We start from the raw sequence: 20,392 nt of genomic DNA, 5'->3' as shown, positions 1-20,392 counted from the left end.
CTGACTTTGATTAACTTAATGCCTGGATGGAAAACGAACTTAAAACATATCTAAAAATAAGAATTTTTGCCTGAAAAAATATATAGCAATGAGTAATTATAGATAAATTAACTAAATTAAACCCTGGTGTCGATATTTTGTTGCTGACGGAAACGTCGCAAGGGGGTATGTTGGGGTGAATGAATTGTAGTTGTATGATTATTAAGAAAAATTAGCTAGATAAAGAGGATAAATATGCTGTCTCGGATTAAAAGCAAGTGGTTGTTTTAGCAGCTACTTATACGATAATTATTCGTTTAATTGTTATCGTTCTCTGGGCAACGAGGTAAAATTGCAGCCTTTCGAACAATCTAACCACTAAAAGGATAGCCCAAGAAGTGAAAAGGCCTTTGGGCTGTGTTTGGCGGATCGTCTTGGAGATTTGCGTTTATTGATAGGTCAACGTAATAGTTGCCGTTGCATCTGCTTTGCCTGGTGCCACCCGTCCTTCTGTTTGGATATAACGGGCATGCAGTGGAATAGCAAAATTTCTTATTGCTTGGACGGAGTGAATCATAAGCGGAGAACCCATTGATAACGGTTGATTTTGATATAAGATCTGTAAACCAATTCCGGTTGCTGTGACGTTGTCACTATTATAATCCAATGCCCAGATATTATTGGCATTGCTTTTTGCAGGTCGTCCATCCAGCGTTACGCCGACTTTAACATTGGCATCGCAATCCAGATTTAATTCGAAATTTCGCATACCGGCTGTGCTATTTATGCCGCGAAATGCACTGGTTCTGATTTCTCCCATATTGACGAAGGTCGTTTTTTGCTTGAGGGAACATCCCTGAGTCATGATATAAGTATTTGTCAAAAAGAAAGTATGAATAGGGAGATTGAGTCCCAATTTGGCTTTGGTTAGCAGTTTCTGATGAGTTGGCCCCGAACCGGTTGCGGGTGCAATTTTGATTAATTGAACGGTCAAATAACCCCATGTTCGGCCACAATATTGCTTTTTATTTTGAAACTGACGCGGCGGGGAACAAGTGACTGGGTATGTTGCTGTTCTGGGTAGCCAATCAATACCATAGCCGGGAGCCCATGTATTGATACGGATACCGACACCCGGCACTCCAGATTCATAAATTGCATCATAGTTGTAGTGTGCCGGATCAAAATCCGGTTTCTCCCATGATGTAGGAGTGAGCGTATTACAGATGGCGATATCGCCTTTTTCATCCACATGATCCAGCCGAATTTCCTTGATGGTTGTTCCGATAGGATGATCTCTAGGAATAACGATAGTGCCAAAAGAGACGTAGGTAGTGCCGGCTGAAAACCCCGGCGAATATTGGCAGTCATAATTTGCCAGAGCATCAAAACTACTCATTATGCCCACGATAAACGTACTTGCTAATAATAATTTTAAGCCGCTAATCATATAAAATTTCCATAATATAAAAAATATCAAATAGATGTTCTGGTATTGTTATTCACAGGCCGCATTCACCATGTACAAACCTGATATCGGTATTTCATCAGGAAGTTGATAATTCACATGACATTCCTGAATATCTTTGTGTCCCCATTTCACCCATAACCGACCTGTTTTAGGAACACCACTGAGATAAGCCTGTCCATCATTACTGATGATGGTGCTGTTGGTGTCATCGATGTCATGTTGTTTTTCCAGTGTTGCTGTTGCGCCAAATGGAATCTCTTTACCTTTATGGGAAAGCATCATCAAAACGCGATAGCCAATACGGGTTTGGAAATTGGCTAAAGCCAATGAACCTTGGGTTGGGATGATGGTTTGTGTATTGATATCAATATCAACATTGTTGCCCATTGAATAAGTATCCAGAGCAATACGGTTTTTACGATAACTACTGACATAAGGGACGATGGCATAGCCGTTCCAGTCTGTTGAAATACCGGTATGATTCTGAACTTTAACCCCTTTGGCACCATGGGCACGTACTAATGCCAGTGTATCTCCCAATGATTGGGAAAGCGTAACACCGTAAGGATGTGCAACAATCCCGCCATTTAAGCCGTAATTCAGTTGCTTGGATTGTTTATCGTAATTGTAACCCGCGTTGATCTGGCCATATGCACCTTTATATTCCGCGCTGATATTCCCGCCAATATCTTTATCGTGGTGGGTATAATTTTGCTGGATACTATAAATCAGATTGTTATCTTCCAGGGCTGTACCATTGAGACTGATCTGATGAGATGTATCCCTGTTTTTACTATTGGTCAGGTTATAACTTACCCAGCTATTTTTCAGCCAGCGATCAAGCGGGATTTGCACACTGAATGATAAAATCTGATCATTGTGTTTTGAACCGGGGAATTCACTGTAGGTATAATTCAGATTGTAATTAATTGAATGATAACTGGTATTGTAACCCGCGCTGATGTTCCGTTCGTAACCTTGTTGATACCAGTAATCTTGCTGAAAAGCAGATAGATAAACGCTTCCCAAATTCCCCAGTGACTGGTTGATGTGTAGTTGCAATTTACTGCGTTTATTGGTGTTGCTGCGATTGTCCTTGTTGTTTGTAATATCGATCTCATTGGCGTCCTTAAAATCATAAAAGCGGTGAGTTGAATAACGATAACCCGCTAAAGTGAGGTTGGTACCTGTCTGGGAAAGATCTTTTGCATACTGGAAACGATATGATTGCCCTGAATCACTGATATTTTCAGCTAAATCTGATTTTGCATGAGTGACATCAAAGGATAGAGAGCCCCAATCAGAAAAGCTATATCCTGTACCAAAAGCAGCGGATTGATAATCTTTTGAGAGGGTTGTTCCACCATAAACCGTCACACGGTTGGAAATACCATATATCACCGTACCCTGCATAAAATAAGGTTCTTTGCCACGATGAGTGAAAGATTGATATTTCCCCAGAGTCAGGGAATATCGCAAACTATTCTCCCGTAACATGATAGGAACGGCTGAAAAAGGCTGTACAGAACGATGTTCTCTCCCATCCGCTTCTTTGATAATGATTTCCAGATTACCACTGGATGTGGTTGGGTAGAGATCGCTGACGACAAAAGGCCCGGCAGAAACATAGGTTTCATAAATGATATAACCATTCTGTTTAATGGTAACTTGAGCATTACTTTGGGCTATTCCCCGTATCGTGGGCGCAAACCCTTTCAGGCTATCAGGTAGCATGTTGTCATCAGAAGCCAATTGCATTCCCCGAAACTGAAAACCATCAAAAATGGCGGAAGGTGTATAACTGTCACCAAATACCAACTGGCTTTTCAGGGTATGAACATCACGTTGCAGGTAAGTGTTAAGACTTTGCCATTTGTGGTTTTGGCTGCTGTAAGTAGAGTAATTCCGCAACCGCCATGCTTCCCAATTGGCGCCTGTTCTAAGATTGAGAAAATTATTACTTGTCGATCCGGGTTGATTATTCAGCCAATTGGTTGAACCGCTATAGTTATAATTAACCAGCAGAGAGGTTAACCCCTGTTCCCACAAATGAGATGAAACATAATCCCTGACTTGGCTATTCAGAGCAGCTTGGGGAATACTGATATCAAGCCGCTGCTTATTGAAGTCGAAAAAAGATGACGCAGATGGAATATGCTGCCCAAGATCGGCTATTTCTGTTTCTTGTGGTAAATCACGCAAAGAGGGAAATGAATCAATATTTACACCCATCTTCTTTAACCGCTGTAGGTTAATCTTCGGCGATAGCTTATGGTTTACAATGATAAAATCGACATTTCCAGTGTCTGCTTTTTCCCGATTGAGGTAAATATCCACCCAATAGCGGCCGGGTAGTTGCTGATCATCTTGAGTGAAAATTGACAGATCAATATCTTCTGGAAAGCCGGAGTGAGTTTCCAACGCATTAATATTAAAATATTCTTCACCATAAGCCTCATTATAATGAGTGAAAAGCCATGTGATTGTCACAGCATATAAAAACACTTTGCTTGGCTTGATAAATAATACCAAATTATCAGAAATGTTATGTTGAAGATAATGACGGTAGTTATCCATAATGATTTTCTAACCTTGATAGACTGTATAAATTTATGGTCAGAACATGCGTTTTTCTTCTGGCGTTACACCGCCAAAATCATTGATGGTTTTCCAAGTGACATAGTTGATATTTTTAATGGGAATATCCCAACTTAATTGACTATAAGGCGATATCATACCAGCGGGTTTGATTTCATGATTTATTGAATTATTTCCAGTGGTTAGATCAGAAAATGAGATATAGTATGGTGTTGGGTTCTCTGCGATTAGCTTATGCCCTACGGTTTTAAACTTCAGTGCTTTGTAGGCAATACTGGCGTTGTCTGCTAAACCGACAGGGCGATAAAATAGCTTAAAGCGAGATTTCACGGTGATTTGCAATTGATTCTGATCTGATTTTACTGTTCCCGGGATAGACTTGACATTAAGCCAGAAAAGAGATTCTTTATCATTTGGCAAGTTTTCGCCGGTTTTTACAATTCGCAGAATATTCTCATTCCCGGCGGTTAATTTGAAGAGTGGGGGAGTGATAATAAAAGGAACTTTGGTTTCATTATTTTCATCCTGAACCCATGATTGAATAAGATAAGAAACATCTGTTTCAGGGTTGCTAATGGAGATTGATGCTTCTTTTCGGTCACTAATATACACAATGCGAGTGCCACCGATAACGACACCAGCAAAAGAAATATTGATACTGAAAATATAAAGAATAATAAAAATACGAAAATATTTCAAAATGGTTGCTCCAAACAATATATTATTATTTTTCATATTCATTGATGATATTGTATTATTGTGGCATCCCTGCCATAAGGATCCTTAGTTGTAGACAATAGTAAAGTTGGCTACCGCATCACCGGAACCAGGGTTAACAGTTGAATTTGTAGCAATATATTTAGCAATAAAATTTAACTCTTGTTTGGACTTATTAGTCAGTTTCTGAGTTATGGATGACTGCGCCAGAGAAATAAGAGTTGCGCTATCGGCTTCATAAAGACCGAGTGCAACTCCGCCAGCCGCTTTTTTCTTTGAATTGTCGTTGCTTAATGCCAAAAGGTTATTATTTCGGCTGTCCGGGTTTCCATCAAATTTAACTTGGGCATAATTAGCTTCTGTAGGACAGTCAGTCAGTATGATACTGAAACGCGTTGCAGCTGATGTGCTATTTACCCCATTGAATGAACTTGAACTGATAGTACCCATATTAACAGTTTGGTTTGCAGAACTAGGATCAATTTTACATGCAGTCGCGGTAATATCGCCTGTAAATTTGATTTGTCCATCGGCGGCATATGCTGCCGATACAAGTGCAGATGATAAAAATAAAGAGGAAATAATTAGATTGGTTTTCATTTTTAATATATTCCACCTCTGACGAATTGATACGGCAGAGATATAGATTATTGAGTTAATAGTAAATCCGTACAATTATGATATAACAAGTAATTTGTCCGAATTTATACCGAAGCACGATAAAGAAACGTTAAATGACGTTTCTTTATCGACAGACATTTCGAAGAATATAGTAGCGATTAATTGACAAAGATAAAAATAATAACTCGACATAAGTCATTATTTGAATCTTTTAACTATTAAGTAAATATTAATAGCATTGTTATTCAGAAAATGGAATGTTTCTCCACCCGAGATGAACGTTTATTCTGTTTTATAAGATTAATTATTAGTTGATAAAATTCCGCGAAAATGAATACGATTTTAAACGTGTTTATTTTTGTAATTGAATACTTTTACCATATTTTTAACTAAGTATTATTTATTTGTGACAAAATGTTTCCTGGGTAACTTAAATGCTATAAATTTAGTATTTGTTAGAGCTTACATCCAGAATAAAGATGAATGATAATTTATTCATCCAATTAAAGTTAACTCTTTGTTAATAATAACTAGTTCAGCATGATAAAAAGTTATTTTTTGTTTATTAATTAATAAAAATACATCATCAAGGAAATAGTATAAATGTTTATGGATTGCATAACTATCATCCATATTTCTTTTGTTTTAGTTACAACATACATTTTAAGCTTAAAAAACAAATCCCATAAACACCGCAAAAAAAAGCTTAATAAGGGTTCTATTTCAACCAAAAAAATTAAGGAGAGAAGTTGATGATTCTCTCCTTAGGGGATCTAAATAACTTATATAGCTATCAAAAAATACATAAATGATTAATGTATTAGTAGCCATGTAGAAGGGATAGTCATTAGTATTAAAATCACGATAGCTGTTTTTTCCAGCATATTCAGTGGTTTTTGTCCTTGATTCTGTCTACGTGCATACAAGAAAACAAGCAATCCAGGCGCATACAATACAACTGAAAGAAGCAAATGCATTAAACCAGATGCATAAAGTAACCACACACCATAAGTACAGGCTCCTGCAGAAATCAACAACAAAATCCGGTTGCTGCGCTGAAATGCCACTTTGGCTAAAAATGCACCAACGAGAAAATAGGGGACAAGTATCATTTCCGAGGCAATGGAAAGCAACATATTGTAATTGCTGCCACTTAACCAGATTAAAATCAAGGAAATCTGAACAGCTCCATTAGTTATCCACAGTGATGACTCAGGCGCTTTTTTAGTGTTTTGTTTATTGAATACCTTAGGAAATGAGCCATGCAAGGAAGCGATGAAAGGGACTTCTGCGGCCATAATTGTCCAACTCAGATAGGCACCGCAAACGGAAATGATCAGGCCAGCAATAATAACAATTTCACCCGTAGAGCCAATTAACCCTACCATCAGATTTGCCATTGAAGGATTACGCATTGCCGCTAATTCAGGTCTTGCTACCAATCCAAGAGAGAGCAGGGTAACCAGAATATAAACGCCTAATGCTGAAACAACAGCGAGAACAGTTGCAATACCGATATCTTTGCGCTTTTTGGCTCTGGCTGAAACAACAACAGCACCTTCAACACCAATAAATACCCACAAGGTGATCAGCATCGTATCTTTGACTTGTTGCCAGACAGGTATCCCCATTTCAATGCCAGTGAAGTCAAACGTAAATACATCCATGTTGAATGCAATCACGGCCAAAATAATGAACATACCCAATGGTAACAATTTGGCTACCGTGGCCAACTGGTTGATACTGGCTGCAGTTTGTACTCCTCGGAGTACGAGCCAATGAACAAACCAAAGCAAAATAGATTCACCAATCAGAGATTGCCAGGTATTTCCATCACCGAAAATAACTGAATATTCGGTGTCAGTAAAAAAACTTAATGCCGCGAAGACGATAACCAGATAAGAAACATTGGCGATAATGGCACAAAACCAATATCCCCATGCAGAACAGAAACCAACTAATTCGCCAAATCCTTCTCTTGCGTAAGTAAAAATTCCACTGTCGAGGTCAGGGCGAAGACGTGAAAGCAATAGTAAAGAAGTGGCTAAAAAGAGAATACCTACGCCTGTAATCCCCCAACCGATCATTAATGCAGCAGGACTGCCTACTTGTGCCATATTTTGTGGCAAGCTGAATACACCGGCTCCCACCATGGAACTAAGTACCAGTGCTGTCAGAGATGTGAGGCCTAATTTTTTTTCCAAAGATAGGTTCCTGAAAGTAATATAATCGACACGATTAGTCAGAACGCTTGTTCTGACTATCGAACACATATTGGACATTTATTGCATCCATACTCTGGATTGCACAGAAGATTCAGTCGTTAAATCCAAAAACAGGGCGATTCTACGGAGTGAAAGGATTGTATGCAATGGGTGACTATGCAAAAAAATATAAATTTTATGCATAAAATAATGTACGTTAGGCGGGATATAAAAGAACGAATTATTCAAAAAACGTATTTTGGCAATAATAAAAAGGCACAAATGATGATTTGTACCTTTTCCATCAATAACAGATTAATTATTTGAATAAATCGGCGCTGACAGTAATGTTACCACCATTAGATTGCCACTCTCTGGTGACATGGTAGTATTTCGCACCTTTTTTTGCTGCACGTTTAGCAACTTGATAAGAAATTTCTGGATCTGTGGTGTAATAGCCAGAGAAAGTAATCGAGTCAAAAGGAACCATTTGAGCGGCAGATGCCTTATTCAATTCTTCTATTTTTGTGCCATCAGATAACGTGACCGTGTAACGACCACCTTTTGATGACTGGGTTTCAAAAAATCGTCCAACCAAATTGCTGGTAGATGTTGAGGAAGCAACACCTGGAATTTCAACTTTCTCGGCTTCTTCGCCGCCTTGAGCCAGAGCCTGACGGCCAGCCTCCGAATCTGCTGGAATAACCGCATTATTAGACTGTATCTGACGTTTTGGTGCATCTGTTTTATAAACATATGCAGTAACTATTTGGTTTCCTCCATTATTGGGAGAAATATCACGGACAATAAAGAAAGAGGCAGCATCTTTCTTTTTAGCAGCCTTAGCGATGGCCTCTTTCAGATCAGGAGCAGTAGAAAAGTAACCATTCACGGTTACGGTATCAAAAGGTTCCAGCGTAATGGCTTCAGTTTTAGGCAGTTCTTTAATTCCACGATAAATGCGATAGTTAGTTATTTTATCGGATTTTTCTGCATCTTTATGATACAAATCGGCTACAACACGTAAATTGCCACCACCATTAAAATCGTCGAGACTTTGAATATAGAAACTATAGGCGCCTTTTTTATCCGCCTGACGGGAAATCGCATCAGCAGCTTCATAGATTGCATTGAAACGGCCAGTGACTGAGATTCGTTCAAATGGCTTCAGCTCTACAGCTTGTTCTGGCGTTAATTCTTTAGCCGCATGTGCAGCAGTAATCGTTGTTAGCGAGAGCATCGCTGTAGCGATGATCGTTGTTTTCAGCTTCATAAAAAATCCTTTCGCCTTGCGCATTAAAATATTTATAACGTGCTGAACATTGTTATGTATCACATAGGCCGCAATTATTACATGTAATAATGCCAATTGTCGCAAAAATTTATGCTATCTAAATAAATGAGTATTAGTTTTTAGTACATGGTGCCAGCAATTTAAATAAAAATAGCGATTTATACGAGCGATAGCATCGTTTACATTGAAGGTCACTTTATTTTTTCCTGATATTGTTTTCAATTAGTGACTATTTTATTTTTTATTGGTAGGTTTTATTGATAGCAGTAATAAAATCAACCTTATCGTTAAATTGGCTTCAACAGGTAATAATCAGCAATATTTCATTCTTAGAGAAGGAAACATTATGCATATTGGTGTACCAAAAGAGCGACTTTCCAATGAAGCTCGCGTTGCTGCCACACCATCAACGGTGGAACAACTGCGAAAATTGGGATTCAGCGTTAGAGTGGAAACAAGGGCTGGGCATCTTGCCAGTTTTGATGATATTGCTTATCAAAAAGCAGGAGCTGATATTGCAGAACATCATGAAGTTTGGCAATCAGATATTATTTTTACAGTGAATGCTCCGGAAGATAAAGAAATTGCCCTGATGAAAGAAGGGGCGACGCTGGTTAGTTTTATCTGGCCAGCGCAACACCCAGAATTAATGGCAAAATTGTCAAAACGTAGAGTAACTGTTCTTGCAATGGATGCTGTACCACGAATTTCCCGTGCGCAATCATTAGATGTCCTCAGTTCAATGGCAAATATTGCTGGTTATCGGGCTATTGTTGAAGCGGCTCATGAATTTGGACGCTTCTTCACTGGCCAAATTACAGCAGCAGGCAAAGTACCACCAGCTAAAGTCATGATTATCGGAGCTGGTGTTGCAGGGCTGGCCGCTATCGGGGCGGCAGGGAGTCTTGGCGCTATTGTCCGAGCTTTTGATACCCGTCCAGAAGTTAAAGAACAGGTACAAAGCATGGGTGCTGAATTTTTGGAATTGAATTTCAAAGAAGAAGCTAGCGGTGGTGACGGCTATGCAAAAGTCATGTCAGAAGCCTTTATCGAAGCAGAAATGGAATTGTTTTCTGCACAAGCACAAGAAGTTGATATTATCGTCACAACGGCATTGATTCCGGGAAAACCCGCACCGCGACTGATCACCAAAGAAATGGTTGAGTCCATGAAGCCTGGCAGTGTCATTGTCGATTTAGCTGCGCAGAATGGAGGTAACTGTGAGCTGACGGAGGCTGATAAACTCATTGTGACACCAAATGGTGTAAAGATCATAGGCTATACAGACTTGCCTAGCCGTTTACCCACTCAATCGTCACAATTGTACGGCACAAATTTGGTTAACCTCGCAAAGTTATTGTGCAAAGAGAAAAATGGCGAAATCACTATCGATTTTGAAGATATCGTTGTACGTGGCATTACCGTAATTAAAGAGGGAGAAGTTACATGGCCAGCCCCTCCTATTCAAGTTTCCGCTCCACCCACCAAACCTACGACGCTGAAGAAGAAAGAAGATAAACCAGCAAAAAATCCGAGGTCTCCATGGTTGAAATATGGTCTGTTTGCTCTTGCCATTATTCTGTTCGGCTGGTTGGCAAACGTTGCACCGAAGGAGTTTCTGTCTCACTTTACCGTATTTGCTTTGTCTTGCGTGGTTGGTTATTACGTCGTCTGGAACGTTAGCCATTCATTGCACACACCCCTGATGTCGGTCACTAATGCTATTTCAGGGATCATTGTCGTTGGGGCAGTCTTACAAATTGGTGAAGGTGGATGGGTGAGTTTTTTCTCATTCATCGCGGTTTTGATTGCCAGCATCAATATTTTTGGTGGTTTCACAGTCACCCAACGTATGCTGAAAATGTTTCGTAAAGGGTAAGGGGTAACTTATGTCGAACGGAGTAGTTACAGCGGCATATATTGTTGCTGCCATTTTATTTATTTTCAGCCTTGCCGGCCTTTCCCGCCATGAAAGTTCGAGGCGAGGTAATATCTTTGGCATAGCCGGTATGGCAATTGCGCTGATTGCCACTATTTTAGGACCCGATGCTGGCAAAGTAGGTTGGATTATTTTGGCGATGATCATCGGTGCCGTCATTGGTATTCGCTTGGCCAAAAAAGTGGAAATGACCGAAATGCCTGAATTGATCGCCATCTTGCACAGCTTTGTCGGTCTGGCAGCGGTTTTGGTCGGGTTCAACAGCTTTATTACTCATGATATTTTTGCTACTCCCATTATGGAAAACATTCACCTGACAGAAGTTTTCTTGGGGATCTTCATTGGTTCAGTCACCTTTACTGGCTCAATTGTGGCATTCGGTAAATTGCGCGGCAAAATTTCATCCAAACCGCTGATGTTACCCCACCGCCATAAACTCAATTTGGCCGCGTTGATTGTTTCCTTTGTACTGATAGTTATCTTTATAAAAACTCAAAGTGTTGGTTTGCAAGTTTTCACTATGCTAGTGATGACTGCTATCGCACTTGCTTTCGGTTGGCACTTAGTCGCGTCAATCGGAGGGGCAGATATGCCTGTCGTTGTTTCCATGCTGAACTCATACTCAGGCTGGGCAGCCGCGGCCGCTGGTTTCCTGTTAAGCAATGACTTGCTGATTGTGACCGGTGCTTTAGTAGGTTCTTCTGGTGCAATCCTTTCTTATATTATGTGTAAAGCGATGAACCGTTCTTTTATTAGCGTTATCGCCGGTGGTTTTGGTACTGATGGTACTTCAACGGGGGATGAACAAGAGATGGGCGAATACCGCGAAACAAATGCGGAAGACGTTGCTGAACTGCTGAAAAATTCCACTTCAGTTATTATTACGCCTGGCTATGGTATGGCCGTTGCTCAAGCGCAATATCCGGTACATGACATCACCGCAAAATTGCGTGAGAAGGGCGTTAAAGTTCGCTTTGGCATCCATCCTGTTGCGGGACGTTTACCGGGTCACATGAACGTGTTGCTTGCTGAAGCCAAAGTTTCTTACGATATTGTCTTGGAAATGGATGAAATCAATAATGATTTTACTGAGACAGATACCGTTCTGGTTATCGGAGCCAATGACACAGTAAACCCAGCAGCTCAAGAAGATCCACACAGTCCGATTGCTGGAATGCCTGTACTGGAAGTTTGGAAAGCACAAAACGTGATTGTCTTTAAACGCTCCATGAATACAGGATATGCGGGAGTACAAAACCCGTTATTCTTTAAAGAAAATACCCAGATGCTATTCGGTGATGCAAAAGCCAGTGTCGAAGCGATCCTCCGTGCACTGTAGTTTTGTAAAATAATAATTTGATATTAGAGAGCTTCATGTTGTGGCATGAAGCTTTTTTAATGAAATATACAAATTAATCCGGGCTAAATGAAACTTGCTTCAATACAGGACGATCCAGACAGGAGTTCGAGTTACCGAAAAACAACACAATATCAGGTTGAAAACCTATCTTACTTATCGCATTACCTCGTTGAAAACCGCCGTTTCAAACGCAAACTACAGACGTTATTGTTACCAAGCAACTAAAAAACACCAATAAATGCTCAATAAATATCCTACTTATTAAAATATACATTTGAAAAAGTAGCTTTTCTACAATAGGATTGTATTGGTAATGAGCCACATTTTTTACATAGCGAAATCATAATTATGCTCAAAAATAGGGCTAATAAGATAAGTTCCATTATCCGACACGCTTGTTTTGTAAAAATTCGATTTGAGCTTGTTTGAACGGAAGACATTGAAATCAGCAACAAGGAGGAAATTTTGAACCACCAAAACCCAGATGAATATAACGATGGAAGTGATGAAGACACAAAATCATGGATGGTCATTTCAGGTAATCAACAAAAGCAGAGCATGATCATGCCATTGTCTGTATCTGGCCAGCAGATACATAACAATCCCGCGATTGCATATCTTGTTAGTCTTGGCTCAAAGCGAAGTCGCCAGACTATGAAATCGTTTCTTAATATTGTGGCAAAAATGCTTGGGTATCAAAATGTACAGGACTGTACTTGGAATGCACTACGTCGCCATCATGTGCAAGCTATCATGGAAATGCTCTCCGATTCCGGCAAAGCTCCAGCGACGATCAATACCTACCTTGCTGCGTTAAAAGGCGTGGCGCTGGAAGCTTGGACAATGAAGCAAATCGATACCGACAGTTTTCAACATATCAAACAAGTGCGTTCTGTCAGGGGGAATCGGTTGCCGAAAGGAAGAGCGCTCGACCGTTATGAAATCAAAACGTTATTTTTTACTTGTGAAAATGATTTCAGCACAAAAGGCTTACGTGATGCAGCCATCATTGGTGTACTTGTCGGTTGCGGACTCCGTCGGTCAGAAATTATCTCGTTGGATTTGAAACATGTTATTCGTCGTGAACAAGCATTGAGAGTCATGGGAAAAGGAAACAAAGAACGTTTATCCTATATGCCTGAAGGAACGTGGGAACGTTTGAACCGTTGGATAGATGAAATCCGGGGTGATTATGCCGGGCCATTGTTTACCCGTATCCGTCGTGATGATGATGTAACAGATAACCGTCTGTCAGATCAGGCAATCTATCACATACTGGAAACACGTAGAATTGAGAGTGGACTGGAAAAATTTGCTCCTCATGATCTGCGTAGAACATTCGCATCAGCCATGCTGGACAATGGGGAGGATATTGTAACAGTGAAAGATGCAATGGGTCATTCAAGTATCACTACTACCCAGAAATATGATCGACGAGGCGATGAGCGTTTAAAAAATGCAGCCAAAAATTTGAATTTTTAACATGGAAGATAAGATATTTTGAAATTAAACCCGTAATAAGTTTTATTATTTATACTCCATGTTTTACAGGCAGAAAAAAACCAGTCTCATAAAGGAGCTGGCTTTTAGAAAATCAGAGAATAGAGCTGCTCAGAAAAAAAACAATCAGTTACTCTTCATCCACACTAATCGGGCAAACAAAACCATCTGGTTTAATTGCCAGCAGGTCACATTTAAGCTTATCGATGACATGTTCAGCCGTATTACCAAGAAATGCAGCGGATAACCCAGTTCGCCCAAGAATGCCCAGAACAACCACCCCCGTATTCAATTCATCACAAATTTCAGGAATGACTTTTTCAGGTAGTCCCTCGTGAACATGAGTCTGTTGTTCATCAATATAGAATTTTTGCCGCAACTCTTTCATTGCAACCAAATGCTGCCCACGTAATGCCTGATTATATACACTAGGATTAAAATCAGGCAATTCCATTGCAATATTTAAAGGCGCGGTAGGATAAGCGCTGACAAGATGAATCAGAGGTTCTTTTACAATTCGGTTAGCGAGATCTTGCGTTTCTTTCACCAATTTCAGATTTAGTGCAGTATGGTAAGATTCTTCATTCGATAAATTAACCGCAACAACGGCAGAATCTTTTTCTGGCCAGGCCTGATCTTTAACCATCCAGACAGGACAAGGGCATTTACGTAATAGATGCCAGTCCAGCGGCGTAAAAATCATGGATTCCAATAAAGAATGCTGATGTGCCATTTTCAATAATAAATCATGCTTTCCTGTGATGACTTCCTGGATAATGGCTTCATAAGGGTGGCCATGCCAAACTACCTTGATTTCAATGTCAATACCTGATTCAAGATAGTAGTGTGCCTGCTTTTTTATCCAAGCAATTCTTTGGCCAATGACACCTTTACGCATGGCATTTCTTTCTTCTGGAGAAAGTAAGGTGGTCATTTCATATGAGAGGTCATAAATGGGTAAAAATGCTTTAATCCGGCCACCATTACGTTGCACGATATATACTGCGCGTCTTAATGCCGGCTGATCATCCTGATTTGGGTCAATTGCAACTAAGAGGTTTTGGTAGTTTGCCATATTTAATTCCTCACAGAGGCTGGATATATCTTTGTAAGAAGATAAACCAATATGACCAACTATAACAGGGTAAAAGAAAGCCAGATCAGCAAAATATAGCGATCCGGCTTAAAATTTAAGAAAACTTTAGGACACGCAAGCAGGGGCTTTTCCTGCCAATTCCGTCAGTTTCTCCATATTTTCGACCGCAATGTACTTACCTTTAACACCTAAAATGCCATTTTTCTGGAAACGGCCAAGCAGGCGGCTAATTGTTTCAACAGTCAGACCAAGATAATTACCGATATCGCCCCGTGTCATGGTCAAACGGAACTCGCGAGGAGAAAAACCACGCTGCGCAAAACGGCTTGACAGGTTATAGATAAATGCTGCAAGCCTTTCTTCCGCATTCTTTTTGGATAGCAGGAGGATCATTTCCTGATCGCCTTTTATTTCGCCGCTCATCAAGCGCATCATCTGCTGGCGGAGATTTGGCATCTTACCGGAAAGATCATCCAGTGTTTCAAATGGAATTTCACACACCATGGAAGTTTCCAATGCTTGGGCAAAACTGGGATGCTCAGTATTTATGATTGCATCAAACCCTACTAAATCGCCAGCAAGGTGAAAACCGGTAATCTGCTCATCGCCTTCTTCAGTGATCGTATAACTTTTGATAGTCCCAGAACGGATAGCATAGAGTGATTTTAATGCATCACCAGCCTTAAACAAAGTTTGCCCTTTCTGGATTGGTTTTTTACGTTCAATAATATTATCAAGCTGATCGAGTTCATGTTCATTTAAGGTGAAAGGAATGCATAGCTGGCTAATGCTGCAATTCTGACAGTGGATTGCACAACCACCAGATTGAATCCGACGAATAATACGTTTTTCCGGGATCATAGGGAGTGCTCATTAGAAGTGATTGATATACGTCAATTTAACATATTTAAAACGCTCTGATAAGAGCTAGATTCTCTTATTAATAACTGTATAAATCATCACGCAAAAATGTAACCGCCATTCTACCTTGATTGGGTAACTTTCCACTTCCCCCTGTTCTACATAACACAGTTAGTGACGGCGTCACGTTTTTTGTTAGGTAAAACATGCTCACATTCATAGTCTCGAAATGAAACCTTTCCATATTCATATCACTCCGCATTCCGCACATTTATTTGTTGTAGCGCACAAATTTGAAACTATTTATTAACTTATGATTAATATTTTAAAAAGTATGTTTTATATCGATTAAAATAGATTAATTTGATATGTGTTAATGAAAATTTTCAGCACACTCATTAAGAATTAAATAATTTAATTTCAATTAGTTATTGTTATTTTTCCTTTTGTCACAAGAGGTGCGCCATTAACGTATGAAACAAAAATTATAACATTAACAAATTTATAAACGCATAAATTGAAAAATATTATAAAACACTAAGAACCAGCAAAAAGGTATCGTGATTATGACTAAGCCTCTTTATACCAACTTAAATGTAGATGCGTTGTTTCTAGGCCCAAAATCAGAAAATGCAGTTTTTTTCAGAGAAATGATGGACTATGCAGTCAGCGAACACATGCACTGGCGTTCAGGATTTCACCCAGAAGATGCTACCTTGGTTACATCCGTTGATCGTTATGAGCATAATTACAGAGAAACTCTCTATCGGACAGAAGGAATATTGAATCAACTATCAGCAAAACTAAAAAACACTTCGATTCCTTTCTTCTCCCCCCGTTATCTAGGCCACATTAACAGTGACACTTTGATGGTTTCCAATCTCGCCTATGTAATGGCAATGATGTACAACCCCAACAATTGTACCTACGAAGTATCACCCACAACAACAGAACTGGAACTTGAATCCGGGTTAGATCTCTGCCGGATGCTTGGTTATGACCCCCAGCGCGCATGGGGGCATATCACTTCCGGTGGGACTGTTGCTAACTATGAAGGTTTGTGGGTTGCCAGGAACTTAAAAACATTGCCTTTTGCTGTATCCCAACATCCTGAGACAAAAGAGTTGGTTAGTCATAAGTCACAAAAACAATTAATGAATATGCCAACAGCTGAAGTGCTCGATTTAATCAGCGAATTACAAAGACGTGGAATTTTCGATGAAATACGTAATATGACATGTCGTGGTACAGGGAGTAAAACTGAAATTTTAGGTAAACTACTCGTACCACAATCCAAACATTATTCCTGGATGAAAGCAGCAGATATTTTGGGGATCGGTCAGGAAAATATTATCCCATTGCCTGTGAATGAACACTATCAAACCGATATTGGCAAAATGCGTGAAATCACCTTTGATTTAATCGAGAAGGGTGAGCCTATTTTGGCGATGATTGGTGTAGTCGGTACGACTGAAGTCGGTGCCATTGATCGGATTGATGAAGTGATTGCATTGCGGCAGGAATGTGAAGAACGTTATGGTGAATCATTCTATATCCATGTTGATGCTGCTTATGCGGGATACGCCTGTTCTATGCTTCTCAATGAGCAAGGTGAATTTATGGAATATGATGATCTGGTTAACTATCATCACACGCTAGGCATCATACCTGAAAATATCAGTTGGCCAAAACCTGAGGTTTACCAGAGCTTCAAGGCATTGCGATATGTCGATTCGATTACAGTTGACCCGCATAAGGTTGGATTTATTCAATATTCAGCCGGGGCAATTTGTATGAAAGACAAACGTATTCTCGATTTGATTTCTTCACGTGCCCTTTATGTCTTTGAAGAAAATGACAATCAAAGTAATTTTCCTGCCAGTAACCGAGGGATACTTGGCGCTTCCATAATGGAAGGTTCGAAAGCGGGAGCAACCGCAGCAGCACTTTGGGCCGCTCATCGATTATTGCCTTTAAACATCAGTGGTTATGGAAAAGTGATAGCCGCTGGCATAGTCACCGCGAATCAACTATTAGATAAAATGGCAAATATGCTCCCCATTGAAGTCGGTGAGTACCGGTTTAAAATGTATATTATGCCAACACCGGATTTTCACATGATCAACTTCACTTTCAAAGAAGTCGGAAACGCCAGCCTTATCAACCACAATGCACTTAACAAGCGAATTTATGAACTGTGTTCATATTCTTCAGGACGTGCATATAGCAACGATTTTCTCACATCTTCAACCATACTGGATTACAAAGAGTACGGTGATACACCGTGGTACTACGCCGAAAAATGTGGCTTTAGCCGTAGTGAGTGGGAAAACACACACCGTGTTTATGTATTACGTGCGGCAGTAATGACACATTGCTTACGCAATCCAGAGCACTTCGATGAGTACTGGAAACAACTACAAACTATTTTCGCCAAAAAATTAACTCAATTGGTTGATGAAGAAGAAAAAAAATCACGCCAGATTTTGAATCGTGAGGAATCTTTTCTTAATTAACCAAAATAACTGGCATTGGTGTGAACGGTTATTTATTTTTACAAACTAGAATGAATTTTTAATCATAGTTTTATATTCAGAACATATATTGATTGTCAAGGCTTGGAGAGTAACGCTTCCAAGCCTTTTTTATTACTTAATAACACTAAAAATTAACGCAATAATGATAATTAATTTTCATTTTAGATATGAATTTTTATCAAAAAAAACAACAATATTTCAGTGACTCTTCAGTGATCAGGTGTTTAAATCACCGTTGTATTTCTAAAGCAGAGGAGTGAAATAATGCCATTTACGCTCAAACCCGCTAAAGAACACTTTGGTGCATATGTGACGTGCCAGAATGTTTCCGAACTGTCGTTTGAAGAGTATGAAATACTGAAATTGCATCTATACGCAATTAACTTGAAGATGCGGGTTTTAAAATCTGGAAGTTATCAGTCAACCGAGTGGTGAGTTCTTTCGCTTTTTCTGGCAATGTGACATGAAAAAAGTGGCGCAGCGTTTCACGGAATGTTTTGGTATCCGGAAAATAGACATTGTTTCGTACCTGCTCATTCACATACTTCCATAATCGCTCAATCGGGTTGAGATTAGGGCTGTAAGGCGGCAGGTAGTGCAACTCAATATTCAAAACCTCGGCAAAAAATTGGACGACTCCGGAACGGTGATAACCCGCACCATCCAGAATAATGTGGATTTTTTGCGAAAGTGGATAGGTTTCCCGGATTGAGCCGAAAAAAAGGACGACATTTTTCGCGTTAATCGTCGGATATTCACGAACAATAGTCTCTTCAATCCGTTGTAAATTAAGGGCACCCATGATGTTGAGTCGAGTACGACTACCTGTGGTTTCAACCACTTTGACGTGCTTCCGCCCGCTCTTCATCCAGCCATAACTTAATTTTGTGGACAGGGTCGGGTGAACCGCATCAATAAATAAAATAGGCGCATTCTGGCCACATTCTTCTTTCAGCGCGTTGTAGGTTTCAATAAACTGTTGCTGTTTATCCGCATCAAATTTATGCGGAGCACCCATTGGCTTCTTGTAGCTGAAACCTTGACGGTGAAGCCATTTCGTCATTCCTGCGACAGTGAAAGTCACCTGCCATCGTGCCCGAACATAGGCCACAATTTGTGCGGTAGTGTGCATCAAATTTGCCATCAGATACTCAACTAATTCTGTTGTTTGTTCGGCAGACAAACGGCTTTCAGAGCCCCCATTTTCAGGGGCGAGTTTTTCCTCAGAGAAGTAATCTTTCAGATGGCGGCTCACCGTACTTTCATGGATCCGCAAAGCCTGAGCAATCATCTGGGCAGTCCAGCCTTCTGAGGCCAAAAGCACGGCCTTGATGCGGTCACGTACTCGTCCATCGCGAGTCGTATCATGCATCAATTCGAGGGCGTCTTTTTGGGCATCTGTTAGATTAATTTTCATGGGCGCAATCATGATCTGATACAAATGAAAAATCAAGCATCTTCAATGACGACGGGTATATCTGTTTATGGTCTGCTGGTTTTTAATAATCAGAAAATGGATGATGATGCGCTTGTTAATTTTGCCCTGCGCGTAGGAGATGGAAGACTGGAAGAGCCTGCACGGAAAATTTCCCTGACCGATAACCGAAAACATATTGCTTATCTGACAAACCTATGTGATGAAAAGGGAGAGAAATTGGGTTTTTCTGGCAACAATACGGACTTCTGGCACTCAGACCAAGAATTTCGAATCAATCCCGCCTCCGTCAGCATACTTTATGGTGAGTCTGTAAAATGCCAGGGAGGTAATACCTCTTTTGCATCAACTTCGGCCGCTCATCTGGGATACTCCATTGATGAAATCTCCACGCTAAACACATTGTGGTCAACTCGCCAACCAGCTGTCTCACATGATAATGTTCCTCATATTACTGTTGCTCATCCAGTGATAATCGAAAATAAGCAAACAAAAAAGCAGTATGTATATATCAGTGAAAACGCCATCAAATTCCTCGACAACGATCAGCCACTGCCGCATTCAGAAGCACTTAAACAAGCTATTTTAGAAAAAATATTATCCTCCGATAATATCTATTCACATCAATGGGTTGATGGGGATTTACTGCTGTACGATAACAGTCAACTTTTACATCGCAGGGAATGTTTTACTGGCGACAGATTTATTAAAGCACTGAAGATCTATCCTGATGTTCACTACCAATCCGAAATACCTGGCCGGGAAATTAAGGAGGCTTGA

Annotated in this window: 14 protein-coding genes; 5 read left to right on the top strand and 9 right to left on the bottom strand. The window is 40.1% G+C overall.

Going from position 1 to position 20,392, the window contains the following annotated elements; translation table 11 throughout:
* Window positions 1-427: 427 nt before the first annotated feature.
* The 6 genes from XBJ1_RS10010 to ydgH all read right to left on the bottom strand — a co-directional run bounded on the left by XBJ1_RS10010 (window position 428) and on the right by ydgH (window position 8,863).
* Window positions 428-1,378 carry a fimbrial protein gene (locus XBJ1_RS10010; RefSeq protein WP_232503276.1) on the bottom strand — a complete coding sequence of 317 codons (951 nt, stop codon included), beginning with the start codon at window positions 1,376-1,378 and terminating at the stop codon, window positions 428-430.
* 99 nt (window positions 1,379-1,477) lie between these two features.
* Window positions 1,478-4,027, bottom strand: a complete 2,550-nt coding sequence (locus XBJ1_RS10005) for a fimbria/pilus outer membrane usher protein (RefSeq protein WP_012988804.1) — start codon at window positions 4,025-4,027, stop codon at window positions 1,478-1,480.
* Between the two features lie 39 nt (window positions 4,028-4,066).
* Window positions 4,067-4,789, bottom strand: a complete 723-nt coding sequence (locus XBJ1_RS10000; RefSeq protein ID WP_012988803.1) for a fimbrial biogenesis chaperone — start codon at window positions 4,787-4,789, stop codon at window positions 4,067-4,069.
* A 42-nt stretch (window positions 4,790-4,831) separates the two neighbouring features.
* The gene (locus tag XBJ1_RS09995) at window positions 4,832-5,365 is read right to left on the bottom strand and encodes a fimbrial protein (protein ID WP_012988802.1); all 534 of its coding nucleotides are present in this window, start codon (window positions 5,363-5,365) and stop codon (window positions 4,832-4,834) included.
* A gap of 833 nt (window positions 5,366-6,198) precedes the next feature.
* Window positions 6,199-7,590, bottom strand: a complete 1,392-nt coding sequence (locus XBJ1_RS09990) for a basic amino acid/polyamine antiporter (RefSeq protein WP_012988799.1) — start codon at window positions 7,588-7,590, stop codon at window positions 6,199-6,201.
* A 319-nt stretch (window positions 7,591-7,909) separates the two neighbouring features.
* Window positions 7,910-8,863 carry a DUF1471 family protein YdgH gene (gene ydgH, locus XBJ1_RS09985; protein ID WP_012988797.1) on the bottom strand — a complete coding sequence of 318 codons (954 nt, stop codon included), beginning with the start codon at window positions 8,861-8,863 and terminating at the stop codon, window positions 7,910-7,912.
* Between the two features lie 367 nt (window positions 8,864-9,230).
* Between ydgH and pntA the strand changes: the two genes are divergently transcribed.
* From pntA to XBJ1_RS09970, 3 genes are all read left to right on the top strand, one after another.
* Entirely contained in the window at window positions 9,231-10,763 is a 1,533-nt protein-coding gene (gene pntA / locus XBJ1_RS09980; protein ID WP_012988796.1) for a Re/Si-specific NAD(P)(+) transhydrogenase subunit alpha, read from the top strand.
* Between the two features lie 10 nt (window positions 10,764-10,773).
* Window positions 10,774-12,162 carry a Re/Si-specific NAD(P)(+) transhydrogenase subunit beta gene (pntB, locus tag XBJ1_RS09975; RefSeq protein ID WP_012988795.1) on the top strand — a complete coding sequence of 463 codons (1,389 nt, stop codon included), beginning with the start codon at window positions 10,774-10,776 and terminating at the stop codon, window positions 12,160-12,162.
* 585 nt (window positions 12,163-12,747) lie between these two features.
* Window positions 12,748-13,665, top strand: a complete 918-nt coding sequence (locus tag XBJ1_RS09970; protein WP_012988794.1) for a tyrosine-type recombinase/integrase — start codon at window positions 12,748-12,750, stop codon at window positions 13,663-13,665.
* A gap of 148 nt (window positions 13,666-13,813) precedes the next feature.
* Here the strand turns inward: XBJ1_RS09970 and uspE are convergent, their stop codons facing one another.
* The gene (uspE, locus tag XBJ1_RS09965) at window positions 13,814-14,758 is read right to left on the bottom strand and encodes a universal stress protein UspE (protein WP_012988793.1); all 945 of its coding nucleotides are present in this window, start codon (window positions 14,756-14,758) and stop codon (window positions 13,814-13,816) included.
* A 126-nt stretch (window positions 14,759-14,884) separates the two neighbouring features.
* A complete protein-coding gene (locus XBJ1_RS09960; RefSeq protein WP_012988792.1) occupies window positions 14,885-15,640 on the bottom strand; it encodes an FNR family transcription factor in 756 nt (251 codons plus the stop codon).
* A gap of 566 nt (window positions 15,641-16,206) precedes the next feature.
* Here XBJ1_RS09960 and XBJ1_RS09955 point away from each other — a divergent pair.
* Window positions 16,207-18,156 (top strand): pyridoxal phosphate-dependent decarboxylase family protein, encoded by a 1,950-nt coding sequence (locus tag XBJ1_RS09955; protein ID WP_012988791.1) that lies wholly within the window; start codon window positions 16,207-16,209, stop codon window positions 18,154-18,156.
* Between the two features lie 400 nt (window positions 18,157-18,556).
* Here the strand turns inward: XBJ1_RS09955 and XBJ1_RS09950 are convergent, their stop codons facing one another.
* Complete coding sequence (locus tag XBJ1_RS09950; protein ID WP_041573280.1) at window positions 18,557-19,594, bottom strand: IS630 family transposase; 1,038 nt, start codon at window positions 19,592-19,594, stop codon at window positions 18,557-18,559.
* Between the two features lie 24 nt (window positions 19,595-19,618).
* Here XBJ1_RS09950 and XBJ1_RS09945 point away from each other — a divergent pair, with 24 nt between their 5' ends.
* Window positions 19,619-20,392: a TauD/TfdA dioxygenase family protein gene (locus XBJ1_RS09945; protein ID WP_049778819.1), complete on the top strand. Its 774-nt coding sequence runs from the start codon at window positions 19,619-19,621 to the stop codon at window positions 20,390-20,392.

Source organism: Xenorhabdus bovienii SS-2004 (assembly GCF_000027225.1).
Lineage (GTDB): Bacteria > Pseudomonadota > Gammaproteobacteria > Enterobacterales > Enterobacteriaceae > Xenorhabdus > Xenorhabdus bovienii_C.
This window is presented reverse-complemented; position numbering and strand designations above follow the sequence as displayed.

Excerpts from the sequence above, each read along its gene's own strand:
- XBJ1_RS10010 (WP_232503276.1), bottom strand. The coding sequence starts at position 1,378 with ATGAGTAGTTTTGATGCTCTGGCAAATTATGACTGCCAATATTCGCCG.
- XBJ1_RS10005 (WP_012988804.1), bottom strand. The coding sequence starts at position 4,027 with ATGGATAACTACCGTCATTATCTTCAACATAACATTTCTGATAATTTG.
- XBJ1_RS10000 (WP_012988803.1), bottom strand. The coding sequence starts at position 4,789 with ATGAATATGAAAAATAATAATATATTGTTTGGAGCAACCATTTTGAAA.
- XBJ1_RS09995 (WP_012988802.1), bottom strand. The coding sequence starts at position 5,365 with ATGAAAACCAATCTAATTATTTCCTCTTTATTTTTATCATCTGCACTT.
- ydgH (WP_012988797.1), bottom strand. The coding sequence starts at position 8,863 with ATGAAGCTGAAAACAACGATCATCGCTACAGCGATGCTCTCGCTAACA.
- pntA (WP_012988796.1), top strand. The coding sequence starts at position 9,231 with ATGCATATTGGTGTACCAAAAGAGCGACTTTCCAATGAAGCTCGCGTT.
- pntB (WP_012988795.1), top strand. The coding sequence starts at position 10,774 with ATGTCGAACGGAGTAGTTACAGCGGCATATATTGTTGCTGCCATTTTA.
- XBJ1_RS09970 (WP_012988794.1), top strand. The coding sequence starts at position 12,748 with ATGCCATTGTCTGTATCTGGCCAGCAGATACATAACAATCCCGCGATT.
- uspE (WP_012988793.1), bottom strand. The coding sequence starts at position 14,758 with ATGGCAAACTACCAAAACCTCTTAGTTGCAATTGACCCAAATCAGGAT.
- XBJ1_RS09960 (WP_012988792.1), bottom strand. The coding sequence starts at position 15,640 with ATGATCCCGGAAAAACGTATTATTCGTCGGATTCAATCTGGTGGTTGT.
- XBJ1_RS09955 (WP_012988791.1), top strand. The coding sequence starts at position 16,207 with ATGACTAAGCCTCTTTATACCAACTTAAATGTAGATGCGTTGTTTCTA.
- XBJ1_RS09950 (WP_041573280.1), bottom strand. The coding sequence starts at position 19,594 with ATGAAAATTAATCTAACAGATGCCCAAAAAGACGCCCTCGAATTGATG.
- XBJ1_RS09945 (WP_049778819.1), top strand. The coding sequence starts at position 19,619 with ATGAAAAATCAAGCATCTTCAATGACGACGGGTATATCTGTTTATGGT.